Annotated in this window: 15 protein-coding genes; 10 read left to right on the top strand and 5 right to left on the bottom strand. The window is 34.3% G+C overall.

From position 1 onward, the window contains the following. Window positions 1–16 precede the first annotated feature (16 nt). The gene (gene purD, locus ABY285_RS05160) at window positions 17–1,288 is read left to right on the top strand and encodes a phosphoribosylamine--glycine ligase (RefSeq protein WP_372767719.1); all 1,272 of its coding nucleotides are present in this window, start codon (window positions 17–19) and stop codon (window positions 1,286–1,288) included. A 33-nt stretch (window positions 1,289–1,321) separates the two neighbouring features. Next, entirely contained in the window at window positions 1,322–2,335 is a 1,014-nt protein-coding gene (locus ABY285_RS05155; protein WP_372767717.1) for a glycosyltransferase, read from the top strand. Here ABY285_RS05155 and ABY285_RS05150 read toward each other — a convergent pair. Continuing rightward, window positions 2,303–3,352 (bottom strand): sensor histidine kinase, encoded by a 1,050-nt coding sequence (locus ABY285_RS05150; protein WP_372767715.1) that lies wholly within the window; start codon window positions 3,350–3,352, stop codon window positions 2,303–2,305. The genes ABY285_RS05155 and ABY285_RS05150 overlap by 33 nt on opposite strands. Beyond that, window positions 3,342–4,037 (bottom strand): response regulator transcription factor, encoded by a 696-nt coding sequence (locus tag ABY285_RS05145; RefSeq protein ID WP_372767713.1) that lies wholly within the window; start codon window positions 4,035–4,037, stop codon window positions 3,342–3,344. Before ABY285_RS05145 ends, ABY285_RS05150 begins: the two co-directional genes overlap by 11 nt. 154 nt (window positions 4,038–4,191) lie before the next feature. On the opposite strand from ABY285_RS05145, the gene ABY285_RS05140 reads away from it, so the two are divergent. Further along, entirely contained in the window at window positions 4,192–4,911 is a 720-nt protein-coding gene (locus ABY285_RS05140; RefSeq protein ID WP_372767711.1) for a 3'-5' exonuclease, read from the top strand. Window positions 4,912–5,266: 355 nt separating this feature from the next. On the opposite strand, the gene ABY285_RS05135 is transcribed toward ABY285_RS05140, so the two are convergent. Further along, window positions 5,267–7,126 (bottom strand): ABC-F family ATP-binding cassette domain-containing protein, encoded by a 1,860-nt coding sequence (locus ABY285_RS05135; RefSeq protein ID WP_372767709.1) that lies wholly within the window; start codon window positions 7,124–7,126, stop codon window positions 5,267–5,269. A gap of 290 nt (window positions 7,127–7,416) precedes the next feature. On the opposite strand from ABY285_RS05135, the gene ABY285_RS05130 reads away from it, so the two are divergent. The 5 genes from ABY285_RS05130 to ABY285_RS05110 all read left to right on the top strand — a co-directional run bounded on the left by ABY285_RS05130 (window position 7,417) and on the right by ABY285_RS05110 (window position 12,487). Next, the gene (locus ABY285_RS05130; RefSeq protein WP_372767707.1) at window positions 7,417–7,668 is read left to right on the top strand and encodes a hypothetical protein; all 252 of its coding nucleotides are present in this window, start codon (window positions 7,417–7,419) and stop codon (window positions 7,666–7,668) included. A 76-nt stretch (window positions 7,669–7,744) separates the two neighbouring features. After that, entirely contained in the window at window positions 7,745–9,427 is a 1,683-nt protein-coding gene (locus tag ABY285_RS05125; RefSeq protein WP_372767705.1) for an ABC transporter ATP-binding protein, read from the top strand. A 106-nt stretch (window positions 9,428–9,533) separates the two neighbouring features. Beyond that, window positions 9,534–10,487, top strand: coding sequence for a hypothetical protein (locus ABY285_RS05120; protein ID WP_372767703.1), 954 nt, complete (start codon window positions 9,534–9,536; stop codon window positions 10,485–10,487). A 6-nt stretch (window positions 10,488–10,493) separates the two neighbouring features. Continuing rightward, a complete protein-coding gene (locus tag ABY285_RS05115; protein WP_372767701.1) occupies window positions 10,494–11,270 on the top strand; it encodes a DUF4292 domain-containing protein in 777 nt (258 codons plus the stop codon). Continuing rightward, window positions 11,270–12,487, top strand: coding sequence for a murein hydrolase activator EnvC (locus tag ABY285_RS05110; protein ID WP_372767699.1), 1,218 nt, complete (start codon window positions 11,270–11,272; stop codon window positions 12,485–12,487). Before ABY285_RS05115 ends, ABY285_RS05110 begins: the two co-directional genes overlap by 1 nt. Window positions 12,488–12,548: 61 nt before the next feature. Here the strand turns inward: ABY285_RS05110 and ABY285_RS05105 are convergent, their stop codons facing one another. Both ABY285_RS05105 and ABY285_RS05100 read right to left on the bottom strand, forming a co-directional pair. Next, window positions 12,549–13,058 (bottom strand): acyl-CoA thioesterase, encoded by a 510-nt coding sequence (locus ABY285_RS05105; RefSeq protein WP_372767697.1) that lies wholly within the window; start codon window positions 13,056–13,058, stop codon window positions 12,549–12,551. Window positions 13,059–13,124: 66 nt separating this feature from the next. After that, the gene (locus tag ABY285_RS05100; protein WP_372767695.1) at window positions 13,125–14,045 is read right to left on the bottom strand and encodes an SPOR domain-containing protein; all 921 of its coding nucleotides are present in this window, start codon (window positions 14,043–14,045) and stop codon (window positions 13,125–13,127) included. A gap of 95 nt (window positions 14,046–14,140) precedes the next feature. Here ABY285_RS05100 and dprA point away from each other — a divergent pair, with 95 nt between their 5' ends. Next, the gene (dprA, locus tag ABY285_RS05095) at window positions 14,141–15,244 is read left to right on the top strand and encodes a DNA-processing protein DprA (RefSeq protein WP_372767693.1); all 1,104 of its coding nucleotides are present in this window, start codon (window positions 14,141–14,143) and stop codon (window positions 15,242–15,244) included. Between the two features lie 92 nt (window positions 15,245–15,336). Continuing rightward, the gene (locus ABY285_RS05090; RefSeq protein ID WP_372767691.1) at window positions 15,337–15,933 is read left to right on the top strand and encodes an HAD family hydrolase; all 597 of its coding nucleotides are present in this window, start codon (window positions 15,337–15,339) and stop codon (window positions 15,931–15,933) included. The last annotated feature ends 191 nt before the right edge of the window (window positions 15,934–16,124 follow it).

Below are 16,124 nucleotides of genomic sequence, written 5' to 3'. Positions count from 1 at the left end.
AAAATAAAATGACAAAATGAATGTATTAATTTTAGGTTCGGGAGGACGGGAACATGCAATGGCTTGGAAAATAGCACAAAGTGATTTGTTAGCGCAATTATTTATCGCACCAGGAAATGAAGGAACCGATCAATTGGGCACAAATATTAACATTCAGCCAACCGATTTTGAATCGGTAAAACAAATTGTTTTGGAGCACAATATTGAGCTGGTGGTTGTTGGTCCGGAAGATCCTTTGGTAAAAGGAATCCACGATTTCTTTTTAAACAATCCGGAATTAAAAAATGTGGCCGTAATAGGACCCCAAAAATATGCAGCCCAATTGGAGGGAAGCAAAGAATTCGCCAAAGAATTTATGTACCGTCATAACATTCCAACAGCTGCCTATAAAAGTTTTACAAAAAATAATTTAACAGAAGGTTATCAATTTTTGGAAACTTTGAATCCGCCATATGTGTTAAAAGCAGACGGATTGGCACAAGGAAAAGGGGTGTTAATTTTAAATGATTTGCAGGAAGCCAAAGATGAATTGAAAGAAATGTTGGCGAACCAAAAATTTGGTGCAGCGAGCAGCAAAGTGGTCATAGAAGAGTTTTTAGACGGTATTGAATTGAGTTGTTTTGTGTTGACCGATGGAAAAAGTTATGTAAATTTTCCGAACGCAAAAGATTACAAACGCATTGGCGAAGGCGACAAAGGATTAAATACGGGTGGAATGGGCGCGGTTTCTCCAGTTCCTTTTGCAGATGAGGTGTTTATGAATAAAATTGAGGAGCAGGTTATAAAACCAACAGTAGAAGGTTTGCAAAAAGACCATATTCCGTACAAAGGATTTATTTTCTTTGGAATCATTAAAGTTGGTAACGAGCCAAAAGTAATAGAATACAATTGCCGAATGGGCGATCCGGAAAGTGAAGTGGTTATTCCAAGAATTAAAAGTGATTTTCTTGAATTGCTTATCGCTGCCGGAAAAAATGATTTAAACACCAAAACTATTGAATTTGTTGATGAAAGTGCTTGTACCGTGATGCTGGTTTCAGGTGGCTATCCTGAAGCTTATGAAAAGGGAAAAGTAATTTATGGTTTGGATAAGATTGAAGGTTCCATCGCTTTTCATGCTGGAACAACCAATAAAAATAATGAAGTGGTTACCAATGGCGGACGAGTTTTGGCGATTACTTCTTATGGAACCGATTTTAAACAGGCGCTTAAAAAATCGTATCAAAACATAGAGAAAATTTGTTTTGATCAAATGAATTTCAGAAAAGATATAGGTTTTGACCTCTAAAAAAAAATTCTTGTTGCGCCATTAAATTGGGGATTGGGACACGCAACACGTTGTATTCCCGTCATTAATGCCTTGCTACAAGCCAATTTTGAACCGGTTTTGGCAAGTGATGGCAGTGCCTTGCTGTTGCTTCAAAAAGAATTTCCTTTTTTAAAAAGTATTGAATTACCTAGTTATAACATTAGCTACCCCAAAAACGGAAAAAACCTGATATTTAAACTGTTGCGTCAACTTCCTTTTATCTTTTCGGTCATCAAAAAGGAGAGAAAAATGGTTTCTCAGCTTATTGATAAAGAAAATATTGCCGGAATTATTTCTGATAACCGATTTGGAGTTTACAGCAAAAAAGTGCCTTCGGTTTATATTACACATCAGTTAAAAGTATTGTCGGGTAAAACCACTTTTATCACATCAAAAATTCATCAAAAATTCATCAAAAAATTCGATGAATGTTGGGTGCCCGATGTGGAAGGAATTGCTAATTTTTCTGGAGAATTGGGGCATTTGAAAAATCATCATTTCAACCTGAAATACTTAGGGATATTAAGCAGGTTTAAGACAAAAAAACTTGAATCCACCTATGATTTATTGGTACTGCTTTCCGGTGTGGAACCGCAAAGAACGCTGCTTGAAAATAAATTACTGCTTGAATTACGGAATTTTAATGGCAAAATTTTAATGGTTAGGGGCATTTTAAATAATACCGATGAAATTAAGATGCCATATAATTTCAACATCATTAATTATTTATTGGCTGGGGATTTGGAAGATGCCATAAACCAAAGCAATTTGGTTATTGCACGATCTGGGTATTCAACAATAATGGATATGGCGGTATTGGGGAAAAAGGCTTTTTTTATTCCAACACCGGGGCAATTTGAGCAGGAATATTTGGCGAAAATGTTAGCGAAAAAATTAAGGGTGCCTTATGCAAAACAGGATGAATTTACGTTAGCCAAATTAGCGCATTTAGAAAAGTATTCCGGATTTAAGAAAATGACTTCAACAGTTGATTTAGAGTTGTTCAAGCTTTTCGAGTGTAAATGAAAATGTTGACCCTTTTTTAAATTCGCTCTCCACAAAAATGGCTTCATCGTGTGCTTCAATAATGTGTTTTACAATGGCAAGTCCTAAACCCGAACCACCTTGTTCTCTTGATCTGCTCTGATCAACTCTGTAAAACCGTTCAAAAATTCTTGGCAGGTTTTTGGCTTCAATGCCTTCCCCATTGTCCGAAACTTTAACGAGCACCTTGTTTTTATTTAGTGATTCGATGCTTACAGTAGTGGTGCCAACAATTTTTCCGTATTTTATGGAGTTAACCAAAAGATTAATAAGCACTTGTTCAATGCGTTCTTCATCTCCGATTGCCATAATTGGGAACAGGTAATTTTTATTGAAAATTAAGGAGATATTTCTTTTTTTTGCCTTCATTTCAAGCAATTCAAATACATTTTGAATCAACTCAACCATATCAAAAGGTTCTTTGTTTAAATTTAAGTCAGCAGATTCCAGTTTTGAGATTAAATCCAAATCCTTTACAATGGCAATGAGTCTTTCGACTCCTTTATTGGCTCTTTTTAGGTATTTTTTACTGATTTTTTTGTTATTAATGGCACCATCAGACAAGGTTAATAAGTAGCCTTGGACAGTAAACAACGGCGTTTTCAATTCGTGTGAAATATTGCCCAAAAACTCTCTTCTATAGCCTTCTCTTAAATTTAAATTCTTAATTTGTTGTTGTTTATTTTTTGCAAATGTTTGCACGTCTCTTGATAGGGTATCAATATCTGTGGTAATTGGTGTTTTATTAAAATCGGAGGTGTCTAAAATAGAAACACTGTCGTAAATTTTTTTGATGCGCTGAAAAATAAATCTTTCCAGGCGGAATTGTGTAATTAAAAATGTAACAGTAAAAACAACAGAGACATTAAGCAATATATAGGTAAAATTAAGCGAAATGTCTAAAAAAAAATAAGCCAAAAAAACAAGCGCAAGAGATGTGAAAACAGTGATGTAAACTGAGGTCCAAAACGCAAAAGAATATGTTTTTTTAATCTTCATCAATCACAAATTTATACCCGACACCTTTTATGGTTTTAAAATGATTATCACCCAATTTTTCTCGCAATTTCCGAATATGAACATCGATCGTTCTCCCTCCCACAACTACTTCATTTCCCCAAACCTGATTCAAAATATCATCGCGTTTAAATACTTTTCCCGGTTTTGATGCCAACAACGCAAAAAGTTCAAATTCTTTTCTGGGAAGTGACATTTTTTTGCAATTTTTAATAATCACATATTCTTCCCGGTCAATAATAAATTCGCCAATAGTAATTTGTTCTGACGCTTCTGTATTTACATCGTCAACCCTCCTCAAAAGTGCTTTTATTTTACTTATCAGCACCTTGGGTTTAATTGGTTTTGTGACATAATCATCTGCACCAACTTCAAAACCAGCCATTTGTGAATAATCTTCATTGCGTGCGGTAAAAAAAGTGATCAGCACATTTTCCAAACCTTTTGTTGCCCTTATTTTTTCACAGGCTTCAATCCCGTCCATTTCAGGCATCATAATATCTAAAATAATTAAATGAGGAATATGTTCTTTTGCTTTTTCAATGGCCTCAAACCCGTTTTTGGCAGTATAAATTTTATAGCCTTCATTTTTTAGGTTATATCCAACAATTTCTAAAATATCCGGTTCATCATCAACCAAAAGTATTCTAATATCTGAATTTTTCATATTTGGTGCTATTTTAAATCATAAAAGCAGTCAAAAGTAGTCATAATATTTTCTCACGATGCAAAACATGTCCAGTTTTTAAAATTATAACATTAAGATAACATAAACCTTACAATAGCTTAATTTTTAGTACATTTATCTTTAAAAAAAAGCCATGAATACAAAGTTGAATTTTGAAAACATCCTGTTTTTAGATATTGAAACCGTACCTGAAGTTGAAAATTTTTCAGAACTGTCTGAAGAAAAACAAGAACTTTTCTCCCAAAAAACAGCGTACCAGCGCAAAGACGAAGTGACTTCAGCTGAATTTTATGAGCGTGCGGGAATTTGGGCCGAATTTGGTAAAATAGTCTGTATTTCAGTCGGGTATTTTATCAATTTTAATTCAAAAGACAGAATGTTTCGCGTTACCTCTTTTTTTGGTGATGATGAAGTGGTTATTTTAAAAGGGTTTAAAAAGTTGCTGGAAAGTCATTTTAACAAACCAGAGCACGTTTTATGTGCGCACAACGGCAAAGAATTTGATTTTCCTTACATCGCCAGGCGCATGATTGTTAACCAAATAACCTTGCCAGAAAAATTGAATTTATTCGGAAAAAAACCTTGGGAAATAGCACATTTAGATACGTTGGAAATGTGGAAATTTGGAGATTATAAACATTACACTTCCTTAAAACTACTCACGTTAATTTTAAACATTCCTTCGCCAAAAGATGACATAAGCGGTAGCGAAGTTTGCGGTGTGTATTATAAAGAAAAAGATGTGGCGCGCATTGCAATCTATTGCGAAAAAGACACCATCGCCGTTGCCCAATTACTCTTGCGATTTAACAATGAACCGTTAATCGATGAGTTGAACATTGTTCATGTGTAAGCTTTTTTGTGGTATTTTGGATTGTTGGTATTTTAGAAAAAGTATAATTTTTAAATTATCAATTCCCCCTTTGGGGGCTAGAGGGCTTTATTGCTTAGCGTGCTTTGCGTAAACCTTTTGCGTCTTTGCGTTTAAGTTTTTGTGGTATTTTGGATTGTTGGTATTTTAGAAAAAGTATAATTTTATAAATTATCAATTCCCCCTTTGGGGGCTAGAGGGCTTTATTGCTTAGCGCGCTTTGCGTAAACTTTTTGCGTCTTTGTGTTTAAGTTTTTGTGGTATTTTGGATTGTTGGTATTTTAGAAAAAGTATAATTTTATAAATTATCAATTTCCCCTTTGGGGGTTAGGGGGCTTTATTCTTCCAGCATCGATGAAAGCTCAAACCAACGCCCTTCTTTTTGATCAATTTTCTTGTTGATTTCCTGAAGTTTTAAAGACAGCTCATTAATTTCTTCCACAGAAAGTGCCGCTTCCAAAAATTTGGCTTCAATGTTGCTTTTTTGAATTGTTAAAGCTTCAATTTCACCTTCAATATTGTTGAATTCCTTTTTTTCTTTAAAGGATAATTTTGTTTTGTTTGCTGGTTTGCTTCTTGTATCAGTATTTTTTGTTGAAGTATTTTCTTCCGCAGGTTTTGAATCTTCATACACTTTGTAATCGGTATAATTTCCTGGGAAATCTACAATAACGCCATCGCCTTGAAATACAAAAAGATGGTCCACAATTTTGTCCATAAAATACCTGTCGTGAGAAACAACAATTAAACATCCGGGGAAATCAAGCAAAAAGTTTTCCAGCACGTTCAATGTCACAATATCCAAATCGTTAGTAGGCTCATCTAATATTAAAAAGTTCGGATTTTGAATTAAAACGGTACACAAATACAAGCGTTTTCGTTCGCCACCGCTTAATTTCTCCACAAAATCATACTGTCTTGATCTGCTGAACATAAATCGCTCCAACAATTGTGCGGCCGAAATTTTACGTCCTTTGGTCAGCGGAATATATTCCCCAAATTCCTTAATCACTTCAATCACTTTTTGGCCGGGTTTTACCACAATGCCATCTTGGGAGTAATGTCCGAATTTTATGGTTTCTCCAATCACCACTTTGCCAGAATCAACAGGTATTTGGCCTGTGAGCATTTTTATGAATGATGATTTTCCGGTGCCGTTTTTTCCTATAATTCCAATGCGCTCGTTTCTTTTGAAAACATAATCAAACTTGTTCAAAATTTTCAAATCTCCAAACGATTTTGAAACATGATGAAATTCTGCAATTTTAGAACCCAAACGCTCCATATCAATTTCCAGCTGCACTTTATGGTTGTCTCTTCGTTTATGCGCTTCTTCTTTTATGATGAAAAAATCGTCAATTCTTGATTTAGATTTTGTGGTGCGTGCTTTTGGCTGGCGGCGCATCCATTCCAACTCTTTAACAAACAGGTTTTTGGCTTTGTCCACACTCGCTTGTTCTATCGCCAATCGCTCTTCTTTTTTCTCTAAAAAGTAAGAGTAATTTCCTTTGTAAGTATATAAATTGCCTTGATCTAATTCTATGATTTCATTGCACACACGCTCTAAAAAATACCTATCGTGCGTCACCATTAAAAGGGTGATTTTCTCTTTCTTAAAATAGTCTTCAAGCCATTCAATCATTTCTAAATCCAAATGGTTTGTGGGCTCATCCAGGATTAACATATCAGATTTGTGGATAAGAATCACTGCCAAAGACAATCTTTTGCGCTGTCCTCCCGAAAGGGACGACACTTTTTGCGTTAAATCGTCTAATTTTAATTTGGATAAAATTTGTTTGTACTGGGTTTCAAAATCCCACGCGTTGAGCCTTTCCATTTTTTCAAAAGCCACTTGGTAAGCATCCTCATCATTGGGATTATTTATGGCTTTTTCATATTCCTCAATCGCTTTTAATGTCTCGTTATCCGAATTAAAAATGGTTTCCTCAACCGTTAAATGATCGTCTAAATTATCTTCCTGCGATAAATACTCAATCTTTATGTCCTTGCGCGATACCACTTGCCCGCTGTCCGGACTTTCAAGTCCCGCAATAATATTTAATATGGTGGTTTTTCCGGTGCCGTTTTTGGCGATAAATGCAATTTTTTGATCTTTATTTATGCCGAATGAAACATTGCTAAAAAGCGCCACTTCACCAAACGACTTCGATATATTTTCAACGGATAAATAATTCATATTTCAAATTTTTGCAAAAGTACGCAATAAAAGCCGAGAAACAATTTTAGGAACAGCTACTTGAAATTTTTGGGCGTTCCCCTCAGATTTTGGCTGTCGCTACTCGCTATTTAAGCAAAGAATTAGTTTACCCTGAGCGTAGCCAAAGGGCTCCATCCCTAACGCAAATTGAATTAGGATAAATTAAAATAACCTAATTTTACGTTTGCAATGCGTTGTTCATTAAACAAACATTCAAACGATAGCTTTGGAACAAAACACAAAAGAACATTTCTTTAAATAAAACAAGCATGAACTATATAGACTGGACCGGATTTATTGGCGTAACCTTGCTTTTATTGGCGTTTTTTCTGAATTTAAATGACAAGATTAAATCCGACAGTTTACCCTATTTGTTGTTAAATTTTCTGGGTGCCGGTATTGCCTGTTTCGCATCCGTACTATTAAATTATATACCATTTGTTATTTTGGAAGGCTGTTGGGCGCTAGTTTCGGCAGTGGGATTGGTAAAATTAGCCGCTAAAAATAAAGTGACGTCCTAAATTTGTTCAAATTTGGCTATATTCGTAACCCAAAGAAACACGTTTCCCGTTTTGCGGAAACAACAATGTTAACCATATGGAATCTATTTTAAAAGTAAAAAATTTATCTGTTTCATTTAGCACTGACAATGATCTAAATAAGGTGGTAAATGAGGTTTCATTTGAATTGAACCAACAACAAATTTTGGGAATTGTTGGCGAATCTGGTAGCGGAAAATCGGTTACCGCATTAGCTGTTTTAGGATTGCTTCCAAAAAACACTGCCATAAACGGCACTATTTTATTTGATAACACCAATTTACAAAACACTTCAGAAAAAGATTTTCAAAAAATAAGGGGAAACAAAATTTCCATGATTTTTCAAGAACCTATGAGTTCTTTAAATCCAAGTTTAACTTGTGGTTATCAGGTTCAGGAAATTTTATTGCAGCACAAAGAACTATCAAAAAAAGCCGCTAAAAATCAGGTTATTGAACTTTTTCATAAAGTGAAATTGCCAAGGACTGAAACGATGTATAACCAATACCCGCATCAGCTTTCGGGTGGACAAAAACAGCGGGTCATGATTGCGATGGCCATTGCATGCAAACCGCAAATCTTAATTGCCGACGAACCCACCACAGCACTTGATGTCACCATTCAAAAAGAAATTATTGAACTGTTGAAAGCGATTCAGCAGGAAACTGAAATGAGCATTATTTTTATTACCCATGATTTGGCCCTGGTTTCAGAAATAGCGGATACCATTTTGGTGATGTATCAAGGAGAAATTGTGGAGCAGGGAAATGTTAATCAGGTTTTTAAACATCCGGTTCACAACTATACCAAAGCGCTTATAAATTCCAAACCCAACTTAAAAGAGCGCTTAAAAAAGTTACCTACCATAAAAGATTTTATAGAGAACAAGATCGATAATGAAGTGTATACAAAAGAACAGCGCGATAATTTTCATGCGAAAATCTATAGCACAAAACCATTGTTGGAGGTTAAAAATGTAGCTACTTATTTCAACACAGAAAAGTCAAACTTTTTTGGGAAAGCAACGCCCCTAAAAGCCGTTAATAATGTGTCATTTCAACTTTTTGAAGGAGAAACTTTAGGTTTGGTTGGAGAATCTGGTTGTGGTAAAACAACTTTAGGGCGCACCATTTTGCATCTGGAAAAAGCCACAAAAGGACAAGTCTTTTACAAACAAAAGGATGTTACCAATCTTTCAAAAATGGAATTGAAAAATTTCAGAAAAGAAGTACAGATTATTTTCCAAGATCCGTTTTCATCACTTAATCCGAGAATTCCAGTAGGTGAAGCATTGGTGGAGCCTATGAAAGTTCACGGAATATTAAATTCGTCCGAAGAACGAAAAAAATATGTTTTTGAACTGTTGGAACGCGTTGGATTGCAAGCGGAGCATTTTTACCGTTATCCCCATGAATTTTCTGGCGGACAACGGCAGCGAATTGGCATTGCACGAACCATTGTTTTAAATCCGAAGTTGATTATTTGCGACGAATCAGTTTCGGCACTTGATGTTTCTGTGCAAGCGCAGGTACTGAATTTGTTGAATGAATTAAAAGATGATTTTGGTTTTACCTATATTTTTATTTCTCACGATTTGGCGGTGGTAAAATATATGGCCGATCAGTTGATGGTAATGAACAACGGCAGAATTGAGGAAATTGGCGACGCTGATGCCATTTACGAATCGCCAAAAACAGCCTACGCCCAAAAATTAATAGATGCAATTCCAAAAGGAATATAAAAGCCCTCTAACCCCCAAAGGGGGAATCTAAAATTAAAAAACGAATTTATTCAAATCCAAGTCTGACTTATTTTTCATTTGAATAAATTGTATATTGCGATGCTTTATGAGAACTGTTAATTTGCATCGGATAATTGCTGTTGGAATGATATTCATTTCAGGTTTTTCCTATGCCCAAATAATAAATACAGAAGAAGAAAACAGCTTAAAATTTCAAACCCATTTTTTTGAAGCGTTAAAGCAAAAAGCCATAAAAAACTATGGAAAAGCTATTGAAAGCCTTGAATTATGCAATAAAATAGATACTGCAAATGTTTCTGTTTTTTTTGAATTTTCAAAAAATCATTTAGAATTAAACAATTATTTTGAAGCGGAATTATTTATCAATAAAGCCCTGGCATTTGAGCCGGAAAACCGGTATTTGTTGCAACATAAAGTAGTTGTTTTAAAAGCACAGCGAAATTTCAGCAAAGCTATTGATGTTCAAAAAAAGATTCTTCAAATTCATCCAAAAAATATTGAGGAATTGGTGTTTCTTTACATTCAAAACCAAAATTTTATGGAGGCTGAAGCATTGATTTCAAAAATGGAAGAAAACGCCTTGGCAACTTTAAAATTAAAATCTTTTAAAAGTTATTTGGAAAACAGAAAATCACTTCCGATAAACGCTAAAAAACAGTCTGATAATGCCAATGAAAATATGGATATTGAATCCTTAAAAAAATTATATTCGAAAAATAAGGAATTTAAAATAGTGCAGGAAATTTTAACCAAAGAAGCAGCATCCGAACTTTTTGAACAGGTTTATGCCGACAGCAAAGAGGCATTGGAGTTATTTCCGGAGCAGCCCTATTTGTATAAAATGAATAGTTTTGCTCTAAATAAACTGGGAAAATATAAGGAAGCGATCGCCATTTTAAGTATTGGCATTGATTTTGTTATTGATAACAGCGCAATGGAAGCCGAATTTTATGAGCAACTTTCTGTAAACCATGAAAAGTTGGGCAATAAAAGTGAAGCATTAAAATACAAACAAAGAGCCGCTGCGTTAAGAAAATAAATTTAGATGAAACATTATTTTAAAATAGCAATATTGATATTATTTGCAATTACATCGTGTAAAAGCAAAAAAAACGTAACGGATATGGATATTATTGAAAATATTTCCGCAAAAAAAATAATCAGCAATCACTACGACAACAATTTTAACCAAAAAACAGTGAATGCCAATTTAAATGCAAAATATTCCGACAGTAAAATGTCAACTTCCATTAATATTAAACTACGTATAGAATTGGATAAAACCATTTGGATGAGCGCCACAAAGTTGGGTTTTCCTGTGGCTAAAGTTAAAATTACGCCAGACAGAGTAAGTTATTATGAAAAATTAAAAGGGACTTATTATGATGGTGACTTTTCAATGTTAAGTAAATGGCTGGGAACGGAATTGGATTATGAAAAAGTTCAAAACATCTTATTGGGGCAAGCTGTTTTAAACTTAAGAAAAGAAAAATATGATTCAAAAATAGACAATAGATTATATCAGTTATCGCCAAAAAAAGAAAACGTACTATTTGGTATGCTGTTTTTTATGAATCCTGATAATTTTAAACTTAACCGACAAGAAATGACCAATGCGGAAAAACAGCAATTGCTTTCGGTTTCCTACGCAAATTATAAAAATATTAAAGGAGAACAGTTTCCTGAAAACATTAACATAAAAGCCACAGACCACCAAAACTTAACCACTATAAATCTTGAATATCGGTCGGTTGAATTTAATGAAGAATTAACATTTCCGTTTGAAATACCTAACGGTTACAAAGAAATTAGTTTAAAATAATGCAGTTTAAATTTAAGTACATTTTTATTGTTTCAGCACTATTTATAAGTGTATCAATATCGTCTCAAAACAAAAAGCAAGAGGGTTTAGAGGCTCGCCGAACGCAAATTCAAAAAGATATTGTTTATATAAATGCCTTGCTGTCTAATACAAAAAGGGCGGAAAATAATTTACTTATTGATGTAAAGGATTTAAATGATAAAATAGGGAAAAGGGAAGAATTAATTGCTGTTATTTCTCGTGAATCTGCTGAACTTGGAAACGAAATTTACTTAAATCAGCTTGAAATAAACAAAAATCAACGATATTTAGAAGCGCTAAAAAAAGACTATGCCCAAATGATTTATAAATCATATAAAAGCAAGTCACAAAACAGCCGTATTATGTTTTTGCTTTCTTCTGAAAATTTTTATCAAGGATATAAACGTTTTCAGTATATGAAACAATACTCCAGTTTCAGAAAAAATCAGGGAGAAGAAATTCAACAAAAAATATTTGAAATTCAGGAATTAACAGGGACTTTAGTATCAAAAAAGAAGCGAAAACAAGAATTGTTAACTATAAAACTGCAAGAACAAACGGTTATTCAAAAAGAAAAAAAGGAGCAGGAAGGCTTATTGAGCCAGGTAAAGAACAAGGAGAATAAATATAAAAAGCAAATTCGTCAATTTCAAAAAGAAGAGCGAAAAATTGAAGCTCAAATTGACAGAATAATTAGAGAGGCTATTGCGGCTTCAAATAAAAATACTTCAAACACAACATCTGCAACTTTTACACTTACAGCAGAAGCAAAGGAATTGGCATCAAAATTTACGTCGAACAAAGGGCAATTGCCCTGGCCTGTTGAAAAAGGGTACGTGTCTACTTATTACGGAAAACAACCGCACCCTATTGTAAAAACGGCCACCATACAAAGCAATGGCGTTAGAATCACTACAGATAACGGCAGTAAAGCTCGTGCTGTATTTGAGGGGACTGTATTGTCCGTTCAAGTCATGGGAGGTAATTTAAAAGCCATATTAATTCAGCATGGGGATTATATTACCGTCTATAAAAATTTGGAAAGCGTATTTGTAAATACCGGCGATAAAGTAAAAACAAAGGAAGAAATTGGCACCATTTATACGGATAAAATTACGGGAAAAACTATTTTGGGATTTGTATTGTCGCGAAATGTAACTACTGAAAATCCGGCTTCCTGGATTTATAAGATGTAATGGTATTTTAAATTATGGGTATGTTGGATTTTATGTGACTCGAACTTATAACAGATCGCTTTTACCCAATAAATAATGTACGCAGTTCGTAGGCATCACTAGGTTTCATTTTTCCTGAAAGGATTAAACTCAATTGTTTTCTTCGTAAAGCACCTTCATAGCGTTCTTTCTCGAGGGCGGTTTCCGGTTTAATATGCGGAACAGCGATAGGCTTACCATCTTTATCAACAGCCACAAAGGTATAAATGCCTTCATTTACTTTGGAACGTACCTGAGATTTCCGGTCTTCAATCCAAACATCCACATAAATTTCCATTGATGATTTAAAAGCACGCGAAACTTTTGCTTCAATAGTCACTACACTTCCCACAGGTACAGCATTGTTAAAAGCCACATGATTTACAGATGCAGTAACAACTATTTGATGTGAATGACGGCGTGCCGAAATACTGCAGGCCCTGTCCATTCGCGCCAATAATTCCCCTCCAAATAAATTACCCAAGGGATTGGTGTCTGCGGGCAAAACAATATCAGTTAATATTGTTAAAGATTCTTTGGGTGTTTTTACCATGGTTAATTGATTTTTTAGCAAATGTTTTGCTCTTTTATGAAAAGAAAGGTTACAAAAAAGTAGAAATTAGAATTCTTTAACCAACAGCCAAGCATCTTCAGACTCAGTTTTATGAATGTTGTGCAATTTGTTTATCGCTTCATTTTCGTTAGTAAAGCTTTCAAAGGCAACTTCAGTTAAGTTCCACTTGTTAACGCCTAAAATTTTAGCATTGTAACCTTTTTCAAGCAATTGCTGCAATTTTTTCTCTGCATTTTCAGGTTCCCTAAAAGCGCCTGCTATAATATGGTAATTATAAGTTTCTTTGTTGATGTTTAAGGTAATTGCAGGCAATGGGTTGGAAATCACAAAGGTAGCTTCCTGAATTGTTTTTACCAATTTCTTTTGTTGCTGTTCGGTTTCGGCAACTAAATTTTTGTATTCTATTTTTTGGTATTCGTTCCAGCTAACGGTACCCAATGCAAAAAGAATTGCCGCAGTTGCTGCATATTTAATAAATGCAGGCGTTTTTCGTTTTGTTTCTTCAGCAGAAAAAGGTTCCAACTGCTTAATTTTTTCTTTATAAACCGCACGTTTTATGGCCGGCGAAACATAAGTCCCCAAACCAAAAGAGGAAGTTAAATAATTAAGTGAATTTACGGGTTGAAAAATTATTTTCTGTTCCTTATTTATTTTAAACGACCCAATATTTTCCAGTTCAAGAATTTCGGAATTCAGTAGCAATTTCCAAGAATTCACCTCTTTTTCAATAGCTTTCATAGCTTCCAAATAGGAAATATTTTCGGCCGTAGCGACATAGTTTGCCAGCAAACCATCATTATTTTGTATATGGGAATTAAAGGTCAACTGTTTGAATGGCGGGGAAAAAGTGTGTGTAAAATGATTCACTTTTGCCGAAATTTCGTTGGTTACAAATCCGCCAAAATTGGGTACAATCACACATTCGTATCGGTACAATAAATCGCTTATGTAGGTTGCTAATGTCATTGAAACAAATATAGTAAAATCCACTTTTAAATTTAAGAATTTGCACAATTTTTATTAACAATAATTTTATATATTGACACTCAAATTGTTAAAATATGCTTGAAGAAGATTTATTGTACGTTTTGGCGTTGCAGCGCGTGAAAGGTATTGGGGACATTAATGCAAAAAAGTTGCTGGCACACTGTGGAAGCGCAAAAAACGTGTTTAAGGAAAAACGCAGAAATATTGAAAACATTTTTGGTTTTGGTCTTCTTTCTGTCCAACATTTATTCGATCCTGACAATTTAAAAGAAGCTGAAAAAGAACTAAAATACATTCAGAATAACAATATTAAAACACTCTATTTTACTGATAATAATTATCCGGAAAAATTAAAACATTGCATTGATGGCCCAATTTTGCTTTTTAATGAAGGAAATATTGATTTAAGCAAAGGACCAATCATTAGCATTGTCGGTACGCGTCAAATGACCGGTTATGGAAGGGATTTTTGTGAAAAATTTATTGCGGACTTAAAAGAATTCAATCCCGTTATTGTAAGTGGTTTTGCGTATGGAGTTGATATATGTGCCCACAAAGCTTCCCTTAAAAACGAACTGCAAACAATTGGTGTTTTGGCGCACGGATTTGAAGAAATTTATCCAAAAGTCCATAAAAAGTATATTTCTGAAATCAATAAAAATGGCGGATTTCTAACCGATTTTTGGCATAATGACCAGCCTCAGCGTGAAAACTTTTTAAAACGAAACAGAATTGTTGCTGGGATGTCTGAAGCAACAATCATTATTGAATCTGCCGAAAAGGGAGGCTCTTTAGTCACCGCCGATATTGCGAATTCTTACAGTCGGGATGTTTTTGCAGTTCCCGGAAGAAGCACAGACTTGTACAGTAGAGGCTGCAATGATTTAATCAAGAATAACAAAGCGGCTATTTTAACATCAGCAAAGGATTTAATTGATATGATGAATTGGCGATTAGAGAAAAGCAGCCCCAAACCTATTCAAAAACAACTTTTTGTTGAATTAACGGAAAACGAACAGTTAATTTATAATTTTTTGACTCAAAACGGAAAAGAATTGATCGATTTAATTTCCCTGAACTGTAAATTGCCTATCCATCAAACCACAGCATTGTTGTTTAATTTAGAAATGAAAGGGATGGTAAAACCATTGCCAGGGAAATTGTACGAAGCTATTTAAAGGGATTGGCGTAACGTTAAAATAATTTTAAATCTTAAAACAAAACTGTCAAATTTTGCTAAAAGCTGTATTTTTACACCTTAAAACAACTTATGATTAAAATACCCCAACAGGCAAAAGCACTTATTTTTGATTTAGACGGCACCATCGCCAACACCATGCCAAATCATTTTATGTCATGGAGAAAGGCAGTTTCGCCTTACGGAATAAACTTTGATGCAGCTTTGTTTATGCAATTGACAGGAATGCCGAGAACGGCAACAATTGAAAAACTAAATGAAATGTTCGGGACCAAAATGAATGCTGTTGCCGTTGGAAAAGTAAAAGAAGCCCATTTTAAAACCTTGGTAAATTTAACTGAGGAAATAGAGGTGGTTACAGATGTTATTAGGAAATATCACACTATTTTACCGATGTCCATCGGAACCGGAAGCACTAAAAAAGGCGCGAAAAAAACTTTGGAAATCATTAAAATGCAAAACTATTTTGAGATTGTTATTACTGCAGATGATATTTTAAAACACAAACCACATCCTGAAACTTTTTTAAAATGCGCTGAATTAATGGGCGTAAATCCTAAAGATTGCGTTGTTTTTGAAGATGGAATACTGGGGATGAATGCAGCTGAAGAAGCCGGAATGATGGTGATTGACGTAAACGATTATTTTAAAATAGGGTTTGCTGTTTAAGTATCTCAATAATTTTTATTTTCAGCAAACTTATTTTAAAAAAGGCTTTAAAAAAATCGCCTAAAAAATTAATTTCAGGCGATTTTTATTTTATACTTTATAAAGTTTTATTCGATTACTTTTTTAAAGTAACTTCAGTACGTCTGTTGTTATGACGACCTGCAGCTGTTTTATTAGTGTCAATTGGTTTG

Origin of the sequence: Lutibacter sp. (assembly GCF_041555395.1) — a bacterium.
Taxonomy (GTDB): Bacteria; Bacteroidota; Bacteroidia; order Flavobacteriales; family Flavobacteriaceae; genus Lutibacter.
The sequence above is the reverse complement of the archived record's forward strand: the minus strand, read 5'-3'. Positions and strand labels throughout refer to the sequence as shown.

What these genes read in the sequence shown, in the direction of transcription:
- purD (WP_372767719.1), top strand. Translation starts at nt 17, where the DNA reads ATGAATGTATTAATTTTAGGTTCGGGAGGACGGGAACATGCAATGGCT.
- ABY285_RS05150 (WP_372767715.1), bottom strand. Translation starts at nt 3,352, where the DNA reads ATGAAGATTAAAAAAACATATTCTTTTGCGTTTTGGACCTCAGTTTAC.
- ABY285_RS05145 (WP_372767713.1), bottom strand. Translation starts at nt 4,037, where the DNA reads ATGAAAAATTCAGATATTAGAATACTTTTGGTTGATGATGAACCGGAT.
- ABY285_RS05140 (WP_372767711.1), top strand. Translation starts at nt 4,192, where the DNA reads ATGAATACAAAGTTGAATTTTGAAAACATCCTGTTTTTAGATATTGAA.
- ABY285_RS05135 (WP_372767709.1), bottom strand. Translation starts at nt 7,126, where the DNA reads ATGAATTATTTATCCGTTGAAAATATATCGAAGTCGTTTGGTGAAGTG.
- ABY285_RS05130 (WP_372767707.1), top strand. Translation starts at nt 7,417, where the DNA reads ATGAACTATATAGACTGGACCGGATTTATTGGCGTAACCTTGCTTTTA.
- ABY285_RS05125 (WP_372767705.1), top strand. Translation starts at nt 7,745, where the DNA reads ATGGAATCTATTTTAAAAGTAAAAAATTTATCTGTTTCATTTAGCACT.
- ABY285_RS05120 (WP_372767703.1), top strand. Translation starts at nt 9,534, where the DNA reads ATGAGAACTGTTAATTTGCATCGGATAATTGCTGTTGGAATGATATTC.
- ABY285_RS05115 (WP_372767701.1), top strand. Translation starts at nt 10,494, where the DNA reads ATGAAACATTATTTTAAAATAGCAATATTGATATTATTTGCAATTACA.
- ABY285_RS05110 (WP_372767699.1), top strand. Translation starts at nt 11,270, where the DNA reads ATGCAGTTTAAATTTAAGTACATTTTTATTGTTTCAGCACTATTTATA.
- ABY285_RS05105 (WP_372767697.1), bottom strand. Translation starts at nt 13,058, where the DNA reads ATGGTAAAAACACCCAAAGAATCTTTAACAATATTAACTGATATTGTT.
- ABY285_RS05100 (WP_372767695.1), bottom strand. Translation starts at nt 14,045, where the DNA reads ATGACATTAGCAACCTACATAAGCGATTTATTGTACCGATACGAATGT.
- dprA (WP_372767693.1), top strand. Translation starts at nt 14,141, where the DNA reads ATGCTTGAAGAAGATTTATTGTACGTTTTGGCGTTGCAGCGCGTGAAA.
- ABY285_RS05090 (WP_372767691.1), top strand. Translation starts at nt 15,337, where the DNA reads ATGATTAAAATACCCCAACAGGCAAAAGCACTTATTTTTGATTTAGAC.